The sequence below is a fragment of the Sulfuricaulis sp. genome, from assembly GCF_024653915.1.
GTDB lineage: Bacteria > Pseudomonadota > Gammaproteobacteria > Acidiferrobacterales > Sulfurifustaceae > Sulfuricaulis.
Genome location: NZ_JANLGY010000022.1, coordinates 164,666 through 181,581, shown reverse-complemented (window position 1 = coordinate 181,581; position 16,916 = coordinate 164,666). Strand labels below are relative to the sequence as shown.

General features: G+C 60.9%; 12 protein-coding genes. 10 read left to right on the top strand and 2 right to left on the bottom strand.

Annotation, left to right across the window (positions count from 1 at the left end; genetic code table 11):
- Window positions 1-37: 37 nt before the first annotated feature.
- Together NUV55_RS11690 and hemH are read right to left on the bottom strand one after the other, a co-directional pair.
- Window positions 38-856 carry a hydroxymethylpyrimidine/phosphomethylpyrimidine kinase gene (locus NUV55_RS11690; RefSeq protein ID WP_296673194.1) on the bottom strand — a complete coding sequence of 273 codons (819 nt, stop codon included), beginning with the start codon at window positions 854-856 and terminating at the stop codon, window positions 38-40.
- Window positions 853-1,827: a ferrochelatase gene (gene hemH / locus NUV55_RS11685; protein ID WP_296673192.1), complete on the bottom strand. Its 975-nt coding sequence runs from the start codon at window positions 1,825-1,827 to the stop codon at window positions 853-855. Before hemH ends, NUV55_RS11690 begins: the two co-directional genes overlap by 4 nt.
- Window positions 1,828-1,921: 94 nt before the next feature.
- Here hemH and NUV55_RS11680 point away from each other — a divergent pair, with 94 nt between their 5' ends.
- The 10 genes from NUV55_RS11680 (at window position 1,922) to NUV55_RS11635 (ending at window position 16,915) form a co-directional block, all read left to right on the top strand.
- On the top strand, window positions 1,922-2,086 hold the full coding sequence (locus NUV55_RS11680; protein WP_096361721.1) for a rubredoxin: 165 nt from the start codon (window positions 1,922-1,924) through the stop codon (window positions 2,084-2,086).
- Window positions 2,087-2,194: 108 nt separating this feature from the next.
- The gene (locus NUV55_RS11675) at window positions 2,195-4,615 is read left to right on the top strand and encodes an acyl-CoA dehydrogenase (protein ID WP_296673189.1); all 2,421 of its coding nucleotides are present in this window, start codon (window positions 2,195-2,197) and stop codon (window positions 4,613-4,615) included.
- A 111-nt stretch (window positions 4,616-4,726) separates the two neighbouring features.
- Window positions 4,727-6,019: an acetyl-CoA C-acetyltransferase gene (locus NUV55_RS11670; protein ID WP_296673188.1), complete on the top strand. Its 1,293-nt coding sequence runs from the start codon at window positions 4,727-4,729 to the stop codon at window positions 6,017-6,019.
- A complete protein-coding gene (locus NUV55_RS11665) occupies window positions 6,016-8,037 on the top strand; it encodes a 3-hydroxyacyl-CoA dehydrogenase NAD-binding domain-containing protein (RefSeq protein ID WP_296673186.1) in 2,022 nt (673 codons plus the stop codon). Before NUV55_RS11670 ends, NUV55_RS11665 begins: the two co-directional genes overlap by 4 nt.
- A gap of 302 nt (window positions 8,038-8,339) precedes the next feature.
- On the top strand, window positions 8,340-10,217 hold the full coding sequence (locus NUV55_RS11660; RefSeq protein ID WP_296673184.1) for a DUF1302 domain-containing protein: 1,878 nt from the start codon (window positions 8,340-8,342) through the stop codon (window positions 10,215-10,217).
- 30 nt (window positions 10,218-10,247) lie between these two features.
- Window positions 10,248-11,588, top strand: a complete 1,341-nt coding sequence (locus NUV55_RS11655) for a DUF1329 domain-containing protein (protein WP_296673183.1) — start codon at window positions 10,248-10,250, stop codon at window positions 11,586-11,588.
- 179 nt (window positions 11,589-11,767) lie between these two features.
- Window positions 11,768-12,631: a YCF48-related protein gene (locus NUV55_RS11650; protein ID WP_296673181.1), complete on the top strand. Its 864-nt coding sequence runs from the start codon at window positions 11,768-11,770 to the stop codon at window positions 12,629-12,631.
- A 48-nt stretch (window positions 12,632-12,679) separates the two neighbouring features.
- Window positions 12,680-14,980, top strand: a complete 2,301-nt coding sequence (locus tag NUV55_RS11645; protein ID WP_296673179.1) for an efflux RND transporter permease subunit — start codon at window positions 12,680-12,682, stop codon at window positions 14,978-14,980.
- Between the two features lie 74 nt (window positions 14,981-15,054).
- Window positions 15,055-16,761: a long-chain fatty acid--CoA ligase gene (locus NUV55_RS11640; RefSeq protein WP_296673177.1), complete on the top strand. Its 1,707-nt coding sequence runs from the start codon at window positions 15,055-15,057 to the stop codon at window positions 16,759-16,761.
- Window positions 16,754-16,915 (top strand): hypothetical protein, encoded by a 162-nt coding sequence (locus tag NUV55_RS11635; protein WP_296673176.1) that lies wholly within the window; start codon window positions 16,754-16,756, stop codon window positions 16,913-16,915. Before NUV55_RS11640 ends, NUV55_RS11635 begins: the two co-directional genes overlap by 8 nt.
- Window position 16,916: the final 1 nt, after the last annotated feature.

Sequence of the window (16,916 nt, the reverse complement as noted above, 5' to 3'; positions counted from 1 at the left end):
TTTGTCTGAATGATTGTCAACCTAAGATGCGATATTGTCAACCTTCGCCATTTTCCGGCTCATCAATCTCCCACGCCCAGTACAGCCGGTTTGGCAACGACTGCCCCATGCCCGGGCGAAAACCGTGCTTCAGAGATTCCCAGGTGTAACGCAGCGCCTCGCCCACGGCGTTGACCGGGTCGAGCCCGTGCGCGAGGGAGGCGGCACAGGCGGAGGCCAGCGTGCAGCCCGAGCCGTGATAGCTCCCGGGCAGGCGTTCGAACACGAAGGTTTCGAGCTGGCGCAAGTTGCCGTACATCCGGTGGATGACCTCAGGTGTTTTCTCGTGCGTGCCGGTGATGAGCACGTATTCGCACTCAAGCGACATTAATTCCTGCGCGCAGGCATCGAGCGTGTCGGCACCGGGCGCGAGCAAGCGTGCCTCCAGGCTGTTCGGCGTGATCAGGGTGCTCTGCGGGATCAGCAGGCTGCGCAGCGCGCCGTCGAGCATGCTGTCGGCGAGCGCATCGCCGCGTCCCGAGCGTTGGATCGGGTCGAGAATGAGCGGGATGTCAGGATAATCCGCGACGATGCCAGACACGGCGGTGGCGATTTCGCTGCTGCCGAGCATGCCGATCTTGAAAGCCGCCACCGGCATGTCTTCGAGTACGGCACGCGCCTGTGCGATGACCAGCTCGGTATCGGTGCAAGTGAATTGCTTGATGCCACGGGTGTCCTGCGCGGTGACGGCGGTGACGACCACGGCCGGGTGGCAGCCGAGGCTCGCCAGCGTCAGCACGTCGGCGACGATGCCGGCGCCGCCGGTGGGGTCGCTGCCGGCAAAAACCAGAACCACGGGCGGTGTGGAATTGTTCATGGCGTCGACGCCGCGTTGAGCACGAGTGATTTCAGCGCTGCGATGAAGCGCGGATGGTTGTTGAGTGCTGGAGTCACGCGGTAGTGTGTAATGCCCTGCGCGCGCGCCAGCTCGGCGTAGGTGATGCCGAGCTCGAACAGGGTTTCGACGTGGTCCGACACGAAGGCGATGGGATACACCAACATCTGTTTCGCGCCTTTAGCGGCCTTGTCGCGGATCACGTCCTGTATGTAGGGCCGCAACCATTCGAGCGGCCCGACCCGGCTCTGGTAACACAGTGTCGTGTTTGGCCACCCCAGTTGTGTGCGCACGGCATCGAACGTGGCGCGGATCTGGCGCTCGTAGGGATCGCCGCCGTCGACGATTTTCTGCGGCAGGCCATGCGCTGAAAACAATAATTCGATACGCGCCGGATCGGGGTCGGGAAATTTTTTCAGTTCGGCACGCAGCGTCTCCACGATCGCGGCCTGGTAATCGGGCTGGTCGTACCATTGTCGTACCAGGGTCACGGCGGGTTGGTAATGCTGTCGCTCGCACTGGCGCTGGAATTCGTTATAGGCGCTACCGGTCGTGGTGATGGAATAGTGCGGGTATAGCGGCAGCAGAATGACGCGCGCGTAGTTTTTCTGCTTGAGCGTCGCCACCACGGCATCGGTCAGCGGATGCCAGTAACGCATGCACACGTGCACATCGAATTGGCCTGCGCCGTCGAGTACCTTTTGCAAGGCGCCGGCCTGCGCCTGCGTGTATTCGAGTATCGGGGATTTGCCGCCGATGGCGGCGTAGCCATGGGCGGCCTCGGGAGCGCGACGCCACGCGATCAGGCTCGCGAACGGGCGCTGCGTGAGCCAGCCGAGCGGCAGGCGGAAGATATCCGGGTCGGAAAAAAGGTTGAACAGAAACGGGCGCACCGCTGCCAGCGAATCCGGACCTCCCAGGTTGCACAACACCACCGCGACGCGATCTGACATCGCGGGAATTCTACCGCCGCCCCTGAGGTTTCACCATGAAGATGAAAATGCGATCATTGCCCATCGTCCCCTTCACCGGCATTGAGAGGCAGGAATGAAGTCGTACATGTGCGTGATCTGCGGTTATGTTTATGAGGAAGAAAAAGGCCGGCCGGAGGACGGTATTCCCCCCGGAACACGCTGGGAGGATGTCCCGGAGAACTGGAAATGTCCCGATTGCGGCGCGGCCAAGTCTGATTTTGAAATGATCCAGATCTGAGAGCCGTTTCACCCCGAATCAGCGCCCGGGACGGGCTGTGGACTACAATGGAAGGGCACTGGCTGCTCCGAAAAATCAGGGAATAAAGATGCCCAAGGCAGGGAAATTATGAATACCGCCGTCTGGATACTGATTGCCGTGGTGATAATCTGGGGACTCGCGGCCCAGCGCGTCCCGGGACTGGTGTGGGCCATGGTGCTCGCGGCTGCCATGGCCCTGTGGGATGCCTTTACCGATCCATCTCCCACGGTGTCGCTGTTGGTTCTGGCGCTTTTCCTGATCCTTTTCATTCCGCTGGCCATGCCGCCGTTGCGCCGCGCCTTGATCAGCGCCCCGTTGCTGCGCGTGTTCAAGAAAATCATGCCGGCGATGTCGGACACCGAGCGCGAGGCACTCGAGGCCGGTACCGTGTGGTGGGAGGCCGAGCTGTTTGGCGGCGATCCCGATTGGGACCAGTTGTTCAATCTCCCGCAACCGTCGCTGTCCGATGCGGAGCAGGCCTTCCTCGACGGTCCGGTGGAAAAATTGTGCGCCATGCTCGACGACTGGCAGATCACGCACGAGCAGCGCGACCTGCCGCCGAAAGTGTGGCGTTTCATGAAGGACGAGGGTTTCTTCGGCATGATCATCCCGAAGAAATATGGCGGCCTGGAATTTTCCGCGCAGGCGCATTCGGCGGTGGTAGTGAAGGTCGCCAGCCGCTCGATAACCGCCGGTGTCACCATCATGGTGCCAAACTCGCTCGGTCCGGCAGAGTTGCTGCTGCACTACGGCACGGACCAGCAGAAGAAACAGTATCTCCCGCGCCTGGCGCGCGGCAAAGAAGTGCCGTGCTTCGCCCTCACCGGCCCCGAGGCCGGCTCGGATGCCGGCAGCATGCCGGACCGCGGCATAGTCTGTCGCGGCACGTTCAAGGGAAAGAAAAATGTGCTGGGCATTCGTCTCAATTGGGAGAAGCGCTATATCACGCTCGGCCCGGTGGCCACCGTGCTCGGGCTCGCGTTCCGTTTATTCGACCCGGACAATCTGCTGGGCAGCGAGGAAGATCTTGGCATCACGCTGGCGCTGATCCCGACCAACACGCCCGGTGTCAAAATCGGTACACGCCACAACCCGCTCAACATTCCGTTTCAGAACGGACCTAACTGGGGCGAGGATGTTTTTATTCCGCTCGACTGGGTGATCGGCGGACGCGAACGTGTGGGCCAGGGTTGGCGCATGCTCATGGACTCGCTCGCCGCCGGCCGCTCGATTTCCCTGCCCGCGCTTTCCGTCGGCGCCGGTATGGTGGCCTGCCGCGCCACCGGCGCCTATGCCCGCATCCGCCGCCAGTTCAAGCTGCCGATCGGCAAGTTCGAGGCCGTGGAAGAGGGACTCGGGCGCATGGCTGGATACACTTATATGATGGACGCGGCGCGCACGCTCACGGCACGCGCCGTGGACATGGGCGAAAAACCCTCGGTGGCCTCGGCCATCGTCAAGTACCAGCTCACCGAGCACATGCGCCGCGTGGTCAACGACGCCATGGACATCCAGGGCGGGTCCGGCATCTGTCTCGGGCCGCGCAATTTCATGGGGCGCGTGTATCAGGCGCTGCCCATCAGCATCACGGTCGAAGGCGCCAACCTGCTTACGCGTGCGCTCATTATTTATGGTCAGGGAGCGGTGCGTTGCCACCCCTACGTGCTGCAGGAAATGCGCGCGGTGGCAGAGCCGGACACCAAGCTCGCTGTGAAGAATTTCGATGAAGCCATTTTCGGACACATCCGCTATACGATCAGCAATGTGGCGCGCGCTTTCTGGCTCGGTCTCACCAGCGCGCGCCTGGTGCGAACGCCCGTGGACGGGCCCACCCTGCGCTATGTGCAGCGACTCACACGCTTGTCATCCGCTTTCGCGTTGATTTCCGACATCGCCATGTTGACGCTGGGTGGCTCGCTCAAGCGCAAAGAAAAAATTTCCGGCCGCTTTGCCGATGTTTTGAGCTACATGTATCTCGCCTCGGCAGTGATCAAACGTTTCGAGGACGATGGCCGTCCGGTGGAAGATATTCCGCTGATGCGCTACGCCTGCCAGTACTGCCTGCACGAAGCCGAGAAGATGCTGGTGGTGATTCTAAAGAATTTCCCCAATGCTTTTCTAGCCTGGCTCATGGGCGGGATGGTGTTTCCGTTCGGACGGCGCAACCCTGTGCCGGACGACAGGATGAATCACGACTGCGCCGTGCTGCTGCTGGAGACCTCGGCGGCGCGCGACCGCCTGACACGCGGAATTTATCTGCCGACGACAACCCGCGAAGCGTTGGGCCGGCTCGAGGACGCGCTGCCCAAAGTCATCGCCGCGGAACTGCTGGAGCGCAAACTGGCCAAGCTGGTTGAAGATACTCCTATGCTACTCGGCGACCACGAGGCGCAGGTGAAAGCCGCCGTGGCGCGGAATGTATTGAGTGCCGCCGAGGCGAAACTCGTACGCACGGCCTACGCCGCCCGGCGCGAAGTGATCGCGGTGGATGATTTTGAAAAAATTTAATTGACAGGATTAACAGGATTTACAGGATTATTTAGAACATGTTCTTTTTTAATCTTGTTAATCCTGTGAATCCTGTCCATTTTGTTTTGTTTCTTATTTTAAGGTAGTTACATGAACCGAGTTTTCATCGTCGATGGCGCCCGCACGCCGTTTCTGAAGGCGCGCACCGAGCCGGGGCCGTTTTCGGCCTCCGACCTGGCGGTCGCGTGCGCGCGGCCGGTGCTGGCGCGCCAGCCTTTTCCGGCCTCGCAGATTGATGAAGTCATTGTCGGTTGCGTCATCCCGGCGGCGGACGAGGCCAATATCGCGCGCCTGATTGCACTGCGTCTCGGCTGTGGCAAGCGCGTGCCGGCGCACACGGTGCAACGCAATTGCGCCTCAGGCCTGCAGTCAGTGGCCTCGGCGGCTGAACGCATCTTGCTCGGCCGCGCCCACATCGTGCTGGCCGGTGGTACCGAGGCTATGAGCCGCGCGCCCATCCAGTGGAACAACGCCATGAGCGGCTGGCTTGGGAAAATGCTGCGCGCGCGCAACCCGCTGGATCGTCTCGTGGCCCTGGCGCGGTTTCGTCCCTCGCTCCTGAAACCGGTGTATGCCCTGCTACTGGGTCTGACCGACCCGCTGGTGAAACTGTCCATGGGTCAAACCGCGGAAATAGTCGCGCACCGTTTCGGCATCACACGCGAAAGTCAGGACGTGTACGCGCTCAACAGTCACAAGCGGCTGGCGGCGGCGTTCGATGCCGGCGTCATGAACGTGGAAGTCGAGACGTTGTATGACACGAAGGAAAATTTTTTCACCGAAGACACCGGCCTGCGCCGCGACACCGATCTTGAACAGCTGGGAAAACTTCGACCGGTGTTCGACCGAAAGTATGGGCAGGTGACCTCCGGCAACAGCTCGCAAGTTACCGACGGCGCGGCCATGTTGCTGCTCGCGAGCGAAGAAGCAGTAAAGAAGCATGGACTGTCCGTACTCGGGGAGTGGATGGATCATGAATGGGCCGGCGTGGACCCGAGCCAGATGGGTCTCGGGCCGGCGCATGCGGTCGCGCAACTGTTGGCGCGTCAAAAGATGAAAATGCGCGACTTGCAACAGATGGAGCTGAATGAGGCCTTTGCCGCGCAGGTTCTGGGGTGCCAGGCGGCGTGGGATAGTGCGCAATACGCGCGTGAGAAACTGGGTCTGGACAAGCCGCTTGGCGCCATGGACCCGGAGCGCCTGAACCCCGAGGGCGGCGCCATCGCCAACGGCCATCCCGTGGGCGCGAGCGGCGCGCGCATTGTGTTGCACCTGCTGCACGCGTTGCGGCGTCAGGGCGGCGGGCAGGGTATCGCGACTTTATGCATCGGCGGCGGGCAGGGTGGTGCCATGCTGTTGCGGGCCGAGGGCGGAAAGTCATGAGTCATTGGCGACTCGATTATCAGGGCGATCATGCCGTGTTGACGCTCGACGTGCAGGGTCAGTCGGCCAATGTCTTGTCGCAGGAAGTCCTGAACGAATTCGACAAACACCTCGAGGAACTCGAAACCAAAATGCTCGCGGGGGTGATCCTCTGTTCGGGCAAGGCCTCGGGTTTCATCGCTGGCGCCGATGTGCGTGAGTTCGAAAAAATAGACGACCCCGCGCAGGCGACCGAGTTGGCCCAGCTCGGTCAGCAGGTGTTCTCGCGCCTGGAGAGCCTGCCCTATCCCTCGGTCGCGGTGATTCACGGTTTCTGTCTGGGTGGCGGGCTGGAGCTGGCGTTGGCCTGCACCTATCGCATTGCCCGCGACGATCCCGGCACACGTCTCGGTCTGCCCGAAGTGCGTCTCGGCATCCACCCGGGTTTCGCGGGCACGGTGAGACTGCCGCCGCTGGTAGGCGACCTGACCGCGCTCGACATGATGCTGACCGGCCGCGCGCTGTCCGCACGCGAGGCGCGTCGACGCGGCCTGGTCGATGAGTTGGTGCCGGAACGTCACCTGATGAACGCGGCCGTGGCGTTCCTGAAACAGAATCCGCCGCCGCGGAAAGCACCGTGGTATCAGCGTGTGCCCGCGTGGAAACCGTTGCGTTCCTGGGTGGTGAAGTTGATGGCGGGGCGCGTGCGGCGCAAGGCGCATCCCGATCATTATCCCGCGCCGTGGCGCATTCTCGATCTGTGGCGTGATCAGGCCCGGGAAGACCGGGAGGCGGAATCGCTCGGCGAACTGTTGGTGGGACGCACCAGCCGCAATCTGGTGCATGTGTTTCTGCTGGGCGAGGCGCTCAAGCGTCACGGCAAGGCACAGGCTCATGATATCGAGCACGTGCACGTCATCGGCGCCGGCGTGATGGGCGCGGATATCGCCATCTGGGCGGCAAACAAGGGCTTCCGTGTCAGTCTGCAAGATCGCGAGCCGGAGATACTCGCGCGCGCGGTCAAGAAGGCGCACGGGTTTTTCAAATCCAAGCTCAAGGACCCGCGCGCGGTGCAGGAAGCCATGGACCGGTTCATGCCGGATCTGGAAGGCCATGGGCTGAAGCGCGCCGACCTCGTTATCGAAGCCATCGTGGAAAAGATCGGACCCAAGCAGGAGTTGTTCCGCGCGGTGGAGCAAAAGGTCCGTCCGCAGGCTTTGCTTGCCACCAACACCTCGAGCATTCCGCTGGAAGTGATCGGTGAGGCCTTGAAGGATCCGTCGCGTCTGGTCGGGCTGCACTTCTTCAATCCGGTGGCAAAAATGCAGCTGGTGGAAATCGTGCGTGGCGCTCAAACATCGGAAGCCGCGCTGGGACGCGCGCGCGCCTTCACCGGTGCCATCGAACGTCTTCCACTCGATGTCAAAAGTAGCCCGGGGTTTCTCGTCAATCGCATCCTTATGCCTTATCTCCTCGAGGCCGTGAAAATGGCCGAGGAAGGCGTGAGCCTGGTGACGATCGATAACGCTGCCACCGAGTTCGGAATGCCCATGGGTCCGATCACGCTGGCGGACACGGTTGGGCTCGATATCTGCCTGTCGGTGGCGGAAGAGTTGGCCGGACCCTTGCGCATCGATGTGCCGGAGCGGCTGCGCGAGCTCGTCGGACAAGGCCATCTTGGCCGCAAGTCCGGGCAGGGTTTTTACCAATACGATGCGCGTGGCAAGCGCCAGACACCGCCACCAGAAAAAATCGCCGCGGATGTTCCGGTAACGGAACGTCTGGTTCTGCGCCTGCTCAACGAGGCTGTCGCCTGCCTGCGCGAGGGCGTGGTGGTGGAACCCGATGCCGTGGATGCCGGCATGGTGTACGGCACCGGTTTTGCCCCCTTCCTGGGTGGGCCTATGCGCTATGTCGAAAGTCTGGGGGTGACGGGCATCAGCCACAGCCTGCACCGTTTATCCCAAGAGTACGGCCCACGTTTCAATCCCGATGCCGGCTGGTCCAACCCTGATCTCCTGAAACCCGGCAGTGCCTGAAATCCGCCCGGGGACTACAAGAATCACCCTTTCTCCTTGGCGCTGTCACTACCCGGATTCGGTCCCGGTCGGGCGATTCTCTCGATTGTTGAACATTTTGTATCTTCGTCTCTCCCTAGCGAATAATCTGCCCAGGCCCCGGAAACGACTTTCTCAAATACCTTTCTTTCGGTACCATAAATTGGCGCTGTTGGAAAAAAACATAAGCCTGTCCAGTCGCTTGCGCCTTGCCCAACAGTAGCAACACCCATTTCGTAACCCTCGCTGTGAAAAGGGGGCGAACGTAATCCAGGAGAGCCATCATGAACATCATCGTTTGTGTTGCGTCCCGTTTCCCCGATCGTCTGATATTTCCCCTGCTCATGGCGTTGGCCACCGGTTCGGCCCACGCCATTTCATTTGAAAGCGAATCAGGCGAGGTCAAAGGAAGTTTTGACACCACTCTCTCACTGGGCGCCACGTGGCGCATGCAGGATCGCGATCCGTCGCTGATCGGTATTACCAATGGCGGGACGTCACGCGACGTCAATTCGGATGACGGCAATCTCAATTACAACGAAGGCGGTGTCGCCTACTCGGCGGTCAAGGCTACGCACGATTTCGATCTGACATACAAGAACTACGGGGTGTTCTTGCGCGGCACCTACTTCTTCGATCCGATCAACGATACCAAGAATTTCCTCGGACCCTTGGCGCGTGACCGCACAGTGGACGAAGCTGATCTGCTCGATGCGTATGTTCGTGGCACTTTCGATGTGGGCGGTCGCAATCTCAACTTGCGCCTCGGCAGTCAGGTGGTGAGCTGGGGTGAGAGCACGTTCATCCTGAACGGCATCAACGTCATCAATCCGGTGGACGTCTCCAAGTTGCGTGTGCCGGGCGCCGAATTCAAGGAGGGGCTGACCCCTTCGAACATGTTGTGGGCCTCGCAGGAAGTAAACAGCAGCATCACGATTGAAGGTGTTGTGCTCGCCAACTGGGACAAGACCCGCATCGATCCTCGCGGCACTTTCTTCAGCACCACCGATGCGTTGTCGGATGATGGTGACAAGGTCTTCATTGGCAGTGGTCGGCGTGTGGATCAGCACTTTGCCCCGGGAACTTTTATTCCTGGCGCGAACCAGTCCGCGGCTGTTTGGGCGCCACGGTCGGCAGATCGTAACCCTGGCGACAGTGGTCAATTCGGATTGGCCATGCGCCTGTTTGCGCCAGAATGGAATAATACCGAGTTTGGTGTTTACGCCATGCGTTATCACAGTCGCACGCCGTATCTCAGCGCTTTTCGTGGTGGTGCCACCGTAGCGGCGAGCGCGGGCATCGGTGGATGTCTAACGCCTAATTTCGGTAACATCCTGACAGGCGGAGCCATCGGGGCACTCTGTACGGCGCCGGCGACCTATTTCGCGGATTACCCTGAGGACATCAAGCTCTATGGTGTGAGTTTCAATACGCTTGGTGCCGGCGGGGTTGCTTGGCAGGGCGAATGGTCTTATCGCCCTAACCAGCCGGTGCAGCTTGCTACTACCGAAATCATCCTGGCCGCCGGTGGGTTGGCCAATCAGCTCACCGGTGGGACAGTCCCTGCCGCCAGTGTGCCCATCGGCACCGAGATCACCGGCTATCAGCGTGTAAAAATGCATCAAGTGCAATTTACCGGCACCAAGGCCTTTGGCCCAACCATTGGTGCTGAGCAGTTTGTCGTTGTGGGTGAAGCCGGTTACAACCGCCAGGATTTACCTGATGGCGTGCTCTTTGCCGGCCCCGGCGTGTACCTGCCGGCCGTGGGGTCCAGCACCGCGACGACATCCGGTTCCACGCAGCCGAACATGGAAGGCTACGCCACGCGCAGCTCCTGGGGTTACCGGCTCGTGGGTCGGCTCGATTATCCGAACATAATAGGCGCCGTCACAGTGTCACCGCGGCTTGCCTATACGCATGACGTAGATGGCGTAAGCGCTACATTCAACGAAGGTGCCAAAGCCGGAACGCTTGGGGTCGGTTTCAACTATCGTCAGAACTTACAGGCCGACATTGCTTATACCTGGTTCTGGGGTGGCCGGACCTACTCGGGTACCGATTCGGGCGCTGTGCCTGCAGGCCAAAGCGCGGATTACGCCAGCAGCGCCAACCCGCTCAAGGATCGCGATTTCCTCGCGGTCAGCCTGAGCTACTCCTTCTAACCGGCCGCACCGAGATCCGGGAGAACAATCATGACGCAGACCAAACTTTCCGTAATTCTGGCAACCGCCACGTTACTTTGTTTTTCCACTGTCTCGACCGCCGAGTTGGGCCGGGACCTGACCCCGCTCGGCGCTCAGGCCGCCGCCAACAGTGCCGGCACCATTCCGGCCTGGAACGGGGGACTGACCACTCCGGTCACCGGTTTCAAGCCCGGTGGGCATTATCCCGATCCCTATGCCGACGACAAACCCAAGCTCACCATTGATGCCGCCAATGCCGATCAACACAAGGACAGGCTTTCAGCCGGCCAGATTGCGCTGCTGAAAAAGTATCCAACATGGAAAATGAACGTTTACCCAACGCAACGCAGCGCGGTCTATCCCAAAGCAGTTTACGAGGCCACGGCCGCGAACATCGGTACCGCCAAGCTTGCGGCCGGCGGCAACGGCGTGACCGGCACCACCGCCGGCATTCCCTTCCCTGTGCCTAAGGACGGACTCGAGACGATCTGGAATGTGTTGTTGCGTTACAAGGGTGACACCTATGCCATGACCTGGAACCAGGCGGCGGTGACGCGCGATGGCGCCTACACACTGGTGCGTTTTGAGTACGAATACGATTTTTCCTACAGCAATGTCAGCAAACCCGCCGCCGAGCGCGAACCCAACAAGCTCACCAATTTTCTCCAGATCGTTACGGCCCCGGCCCGCCTCGCCGGTCAGGTGCTGCTGGTGCACGAAACGGTGGATCAAGTGAAGCAGCCGCGCAGTGCCTGGATCTACAACCCGGGTCAGCGGCGTGTACGCTTGGCACCGAACGTGGCCTATGACAACCCCGGAACGGCTGCTGACGGTTTGCGCACCAGCGATGACTTCGGCATGTACAACGGCGCCACCGACCGCTACGACTGGAAGCTCGTGGGCAAGCAGGAAATGTACATCCCGTACAATTCCTACAAGCTCGGCAGCAATACGCTCAAGTACGCCGACATCCTCAAGCCCGGACATATCAATCCCGAGCACACGCGTTACGAACTCCACCGCGTGTGGGTTGTCGAGGCGACCCTGAAGCCGGGGGCGAGCCATATCTACAAGCGCCGCACTTTCTATATCGACGAGGACAGTTGGGCGATTGTGGTGACTGACAAATACGATGCGCGCGACCAGCTGTGGCGTGTTTCCGAACAGCACTCGATGAATTTTTATGATGTCCCGATGTATTACGGCACGGTCGAGGTGCATTCTGACCTGCAATCGGGCCGCTATATTGCCATGGGATTGCGCAACGAGGAGTCCAAGGTTTATCAGCCCATTCGCCGTTCGGCGGCGGATTTCACGCCGGCCAACCTGCGCAATCTCGGTACGCGCTGAGCACCCCCAGGATACGCGCGATCCTCGACAGAATGGACGAGGCGCGTAATAGACGCCATGCCAACGGCCGCAAAGGAATTTCGATGCGGTCGCTGATCAGATCGTTCGGCTGCAGTGCTGCTGTGACCTTGTTGTGGGTCTCGTTGCCTGCAATCACGGATGCCGCGTCCCCTCCTTCCTTGCCTGCTGCAACAATCCATCAGCTTCTACTTGATGTCGCGCCCGCCGGCCCGCGGCTGGTAGCGGTGGGAGAGCGTGGCCGTATTCTGCTCTCGTTCGACGAGGGCAAGAACTGGTCATCCGCCTCGGCCCCGGGTCAGGCCACGCTCACCGCCGTCTATTTCCACGATGACCGGCATGGCTGGGCCGTCGGTCACGACGCTGTGATCCTGCGCACCGAAGACGGTGGCAAGACTTGGGCGCTGATGCATCAGTCACCGGAGGAACGCAAACCGCTGCTTGATGTCTGGTTCGAGAATCTCCAGCACGGATTTGCGGTCGGCGCCTACGGCCTGGCGCTGGAGACGCATGACGGCGGACAGCGCTGGCAGCGCCGGACACTATTGCCGGAGGACATGCACCTCAATGCCATCGCCGGTGGTCCGGGGGGGCGTATCTATGTGGCGGGTGAAGCCGGAACGTTGCTGCGATCGGACGACGCCGGTCGCCACTGGCGCAAACTGCCTTCGCCCTACCCGGGTTCTTTTTTCGGCGTGCTGCGGCTGCCGGACGGCAATCCGCTGATCTTCGGGTTACGCGGCAAGGCCTTCCGATCGCCCGATGGCGGCAAACGCTGGCTTCCGATCACCACTCATGGCGAGACGACCTTGCAGGGCGGTTCCGTACTGACCAATGGCAGCATTGTGTTGGTGGGCAATGACGCCAGGGTGCTCACCAGTCATGACGGAGGCCGGCAATTTACTGCCCGTCAGCACGATCTGCGGCAGGCATTTGCCGCGGTGGCGGCCAGCGGTGGCGCGCTCGTGCTGGTGGGGGAGCGCGGCGTTGCGGTTCTGTCGCGCAGCGAAGAAGAGTCACGCTAATTCATGCACCGCTCACTCACCCGGATAATTGAAAATTTTGGACACGGGATGTTCAGGCAGCGGCGTGTGCTGCTGGGAATCTTCGCCGTGGTGACCTTGTTACTGGCCTATTCGGGCACAAACCTGCGCGTGGACGCCGGGTTCAACAAGATGATCCCGCTCAACCATCCTTACATGCAGGTCTTCACCGAGCACCAGAAGACATTCGGCGGAGCGAATCGCGTGATCGTGGCGCTGGTGCAGCCGCAGGGTGACATCTTTAACACAGAATTTTTCACCCGGCTCAAGCAAGTTACGGATGATGTCTTCTTCCTCCCCGGAGTGGATCGCTCGACGGTCACATCGTTATTCACGCCCAATGTGCGTTTCATTGAAATCGTCGAGGAGGGCTTTGCCGGCGGCAATGTCATTCCCCAGGGATTCCAGGGCACAGAGACTGATTTGGAGCAGGTGCGCCGCAACGTTCTCAAGTCCGGGTACGTGGGCCGCCTGGTCACAAACGACTTCAGCGGCGCGCTGGTCAGCGCCGAGCTCCTTGAGTACGACCCGGTCAGCGGCGAGCGCCTGAATTACCGACGCGTGGCGGAACAGCTGGAAATCCTGCGCGGCAAGCATGAAACCGCCGGCATTGGTGTGCACATCATCGGTTTCGCCAAGGCGGTGGGAGATATTGCCGACGGCGCCGTGAGCGTGATCGGTTTTTTTGCCGTGGCGTTCCTGATCACTGGTTTCCTGCTCTTTTTCTACTGCGGCTCGTGGCGCCTGACCCTGCTCACGCTGGCCTGCGCGATGGTGCCGGTGGTGTGGCTGCTCGGGTTGTTGCCGCTGTTCGGTTACGGTATCGACCCGATGTCGATCCTGGTGCCGTTTCTGATCTTCTCAATCGGCGTGAGCCACGCGGTACAGATGGGCAACGCCTGGCGTCACGAGATCGCCGTTAACGGCGCCACACCGCTGAACGCGGCACGTAACGCCTTCGCGCGTCTGTTGGTACCGGGGGTGGTCGCGCTCACGACAGACGTCCTCGGCTTCCTCGTAATCCTGCACATCGATATCGACATCGTGCGTGAACTGGGTATTACCTCGAGCATGGGGCTCGCGGTGATGATACTCACCAACATGCTGTTGTTGCCGGTGCTGCTCTCGTACACGCGCATGTCGGCAGCGGCGATCGAGCGCAGCCAACTTCAGGAGCGGCGCGGCGAACGCTTGTGGATCTTGCTGAAGCATGCGGCCCGCCCGCGTACGGCCGCCCTGATCCTGGTGATCGCGGTGGTGATTTTCGCCGCCGGTTTGCACCAGTCTTTGTCGCTGCGCACCGGCGATCTCGGTGAAGGCGTGCCGGAGCTGCGTGCTGACTCACGCTACAACCAGGACGTCGAGGCCATCACCCGCCGTTTTTCCATCGGCGTGGATGTGCTGTCGGTCATCGCCCAGGCCCATGCCGCCGGCGCCTGCACTGAGTTCGAAATCATGGATCTGATCGACCGCTTTGAGTGGCGCCTGCGCCAGGTCGAAGGTGTGCAATCGGTCCTGGCCCTGCCCGGCGTGGCCAAGATCATCGCGTCCGGCTGGAACGAGGGCAGTCTCAAGTGGCGGGCACTGTCGCGCGATCCGACCGTGCTGGCCCAGTCGGTCACGCCGATCGATACCGGCACCGGATTGCTCAACACCGATTGCAGCGTTATGCAGATCATGCTGTTCATGAGCAACCACGAGGGCGAGACCATCACGCACGTGATCGACGCGATCAAGCAGTTCAAGCGCGAGCACGACAGCGACAAGCTGAGCTTCCGCCTGGCCTCCGGCAATGTCGGTGTGATGGCCGCGACCAACGAGGCGGTGGACGCCGCGCAGATCAGCATGATCGCCTCGATCTTCGGCGCGATCATCCTGCTGTGCCTGCTCAGCTTCCATTCCTGGCGCGGGACACTGTGCATCGTCCTCCCGCTCGGTATTTCGACAACGCTGTGCCAGGCGTTAATGACTTGGCTCGACATCGGACTCAAGGTTTCGACGCTGCCGGTCATCGCGCTCGGGGCAGGAATCGGCGTGGATTACGGTATCTATATCTATGAGCGTCTGCAGGACAAGCTGGCGCGCGGCGGTTGCTCCCTGGTCGAGGCTTATCATGACGCGCTGCGTCAGCGTGGCACGGCCGTGTTGTTCACCGCTGCGACCATGACCGTGGGCGTCGGCAGCTGGGCCTTTTCGACGCTCAAGTTTCAGGCCGACATGGGCCTGTTGCTGGCGTTCATGTTTCTGGCAAACATGCTGGGGGCGTTGCTGTTGCTGCCGGCGCTGGCGGCCTATCTGTTGCGCACATCCCGGCACCGGCAGCTAGAATAACAACAGGGATTTGTACGGGCATCTGACTGATGGCGACAACGGTTCAACCTCGCCGTCCACGCACAGGATATTTTATGGATCTGCCAAAAGATTCGAACCTGTTTGATCTTTTTCTCCGGCGCATCGACGCGACACCGGAGGCGCCGGCCTATCGTCAATTCACGGGCTCGTCCTGGCGCGACTGGAACTGGAGCGACATCGGCCGGGAAGTCGGGCGCTGGCGCGCGGCGCTGGCGCGCGAACACCTCAAGCCGGGCGACCGCATTGCCCTGTGCCTGCGCAACCGCGTGGAGTGGGTGTGTTTCGATCAGGCTGCCTTGAGCCTGCAACTGGTGACGGTGCCGCTGTATTTCGATGACCGGCCGGACAACATGGCCTGGTGTCTGAACGACGCCGGCGTGCGCCTGCTGCTGCTCGAGGATGAGAAGATGTGGGAGGCCGTGCGCGGCCAGACCAAATCGGTTGAGCGCGTGGTGTGCCTGAGCGCCGTTGGCGGGGCCGATAAGAAAGTGGTCAGCCTGAACGGCTGGCTGCCACCGGACGCAGACGTGCCGCCGAGGTCGCCGGCCGTGGCGGATGATTTGATGACCATCGTTTACACCTCCGGCACCACCGGACGTTCCAAGGGCGTGATGCTGTCGCACCGCAATATCCTGAGCAACGTTCTCGCCTCCATGCGTGCGCTGCCGGCCTATCCGTCAGACCGATTTCTTTCTTTTCTGCCGTTGTCGCACATGCTGGAGCGCACCTGCGGCTACTATGCCGCGATCTGGGCCGGGGCGCAGACAGTGTACGCGCGGTCAATCAGTCAGCTGGCGGATGACTTGCGCGAGCAGCAACCCACGAGCCTTATCAGCGTGCCACGCATCTTCGAACGCATTTATTCGCGGATGCAGGAGGCCATGCCGCCCGGCTCGCCCAAACGCAAGCTCTTCGAAAAGGCCACGGAAATCGGCTGGCGTCGTTTTCGTGGCGAATCAACCTTCACGGACAAACTGTTGTGGCCGGTGTTAAAGACGCTGGTGGCGAAAAAACTTTATCGACGCCTCGGCGGGCGCATGCGCATGATCATCGTCGGCGGCGCGGCTTTTTCTCCGCATCTCGCCCGGGTGTTCATCGGACTTGGGTTGCCGATCATTCAGGGATACGGGCTTACCGAAACTTCACCGGTGCTGGCAGCCAATCGAATGAGCGACAACGACCCCACTTCCGTGGGGCGCGCGATCGAGGGCGTCGAGCTGCGCTGCGACGACAAGGGTGAATTACTGGCGCGTGGACCCTGCGTGATGCTCGGCTATTGGAACAATCCTGAAGCCACGGCCGCCATGATCGACAAGGACGGCTGGTTGCACACCGGCGATCTGGCCGCGATCCGCGGCGGCAACGTCTATATCACTGGACGCGTCAAGGACATCATCGTCCTGTCCAACGGTGAGAAGGTTCCCCCGACAGATGCCGAACAGGCGATTTTGCGCGATGCGACATTCGAGCAAGTGATGGTTGTCGGCGAAGGCTGGCCCAAGCTGGGCTTGCTGGCAGTGAGCAAAATTACCAAGAATAAGAAGGAGCTGTGCGAACGTGCCAACGCCCAGCTCCATGATTTCCCCGGCTATGTGCGCATTAGTCGTCTTGCACAAATTTCCGATCCCTGGACGGTGGATAACGGACTGCTCACGCCAACGATGAAGTTGAAACGCAAAGAAATCGAAAAGCGTTTTGCACGTGAAATTGAGGCCATGTACGCTGCCAACGGTGAATGTGCCCCCGGCCACGGTGACTGAAATCCCGAACCCCCGCCCGGAAACGGCGCGCGCCCTCAAGCCTCCGGGATTCATGGCGTTGAATTATGGTCGCCAGACGCCGCTGATTACCTTGCTGGCGCATGTCGTGTACAGCGCGATGCTGGGTGGGTTCTACCGGTTGGTCGGGAGTTGAT

Coding starts and splice junctions, on each gene's coding strand:
- NUV55_RS11690 (WP_296673194.1), bottom strand. CDS start 856: ATGAACAATTCCACACCGCCCGTGGTTCTGGTTTTTGCCGGCAGCGAC.
- NUV55_RS11645 (WP_296673179.1), top strand. CDS start 12,680: ATGTTCAGGCAGCGGCGTGTGCTGCTGGGAATCTTCGCCGTGGTGACC.
- NUV55_RS11660 (WP_296673184.1), top strand. CDS start 8,340: ATGAACATCATCGTTTGTGTTGCGTCCCGTTTCCCCGATCGTCTGATA.
- NUV55_RS11680 (WP_096361721.1), top strand. CDS start 1,922: ATGAAGTCGTACATGTGCGTGATCTGCGGTTATGTTTATGAGGAAGAA.
- NUV55_RS11675 (WP_296673189.1), top strand. CDS start 2,195: ATGAATACCGCCGTCTGGATACTGATTGCCGTGGTGATAATCTGGGGA.
- NUV55_RS11655 (WP_296673183.1), top strand. CDS start 10,248: ATGACGCAGACCAAACTTTCCGTAATTCTGGCAACCGCCACGTTACTT.
- NUV55_RS11640 (WP_296673177.1), top strand. CDS start 15,055: ATGGATCTGCCAAAAGATTCGAACCTGTTTGATCTTTTTCTCCGGCGC.
- NUV55_RS11665 (WP_296673186.1), top strand. CDS start 6,016: ATGAGTCATTGGCGACTCGATTATCAGGGCGATCATGCCGTGTTGACG.
- NUV55_RS11670 (WP_296673188.1), top strand. CDS start 4,727: ATGAACCGAGTTTTCATCGTCGATGGCGCCCGCACGCCGTTTCTGAAG.
- hemH (WP_296673192.1), bottom strand. CDS start 1,827: ATGTCAGATCGCGTCGCGGTGGTGTTGTGCAACCTGGGAGGTCCGGAT.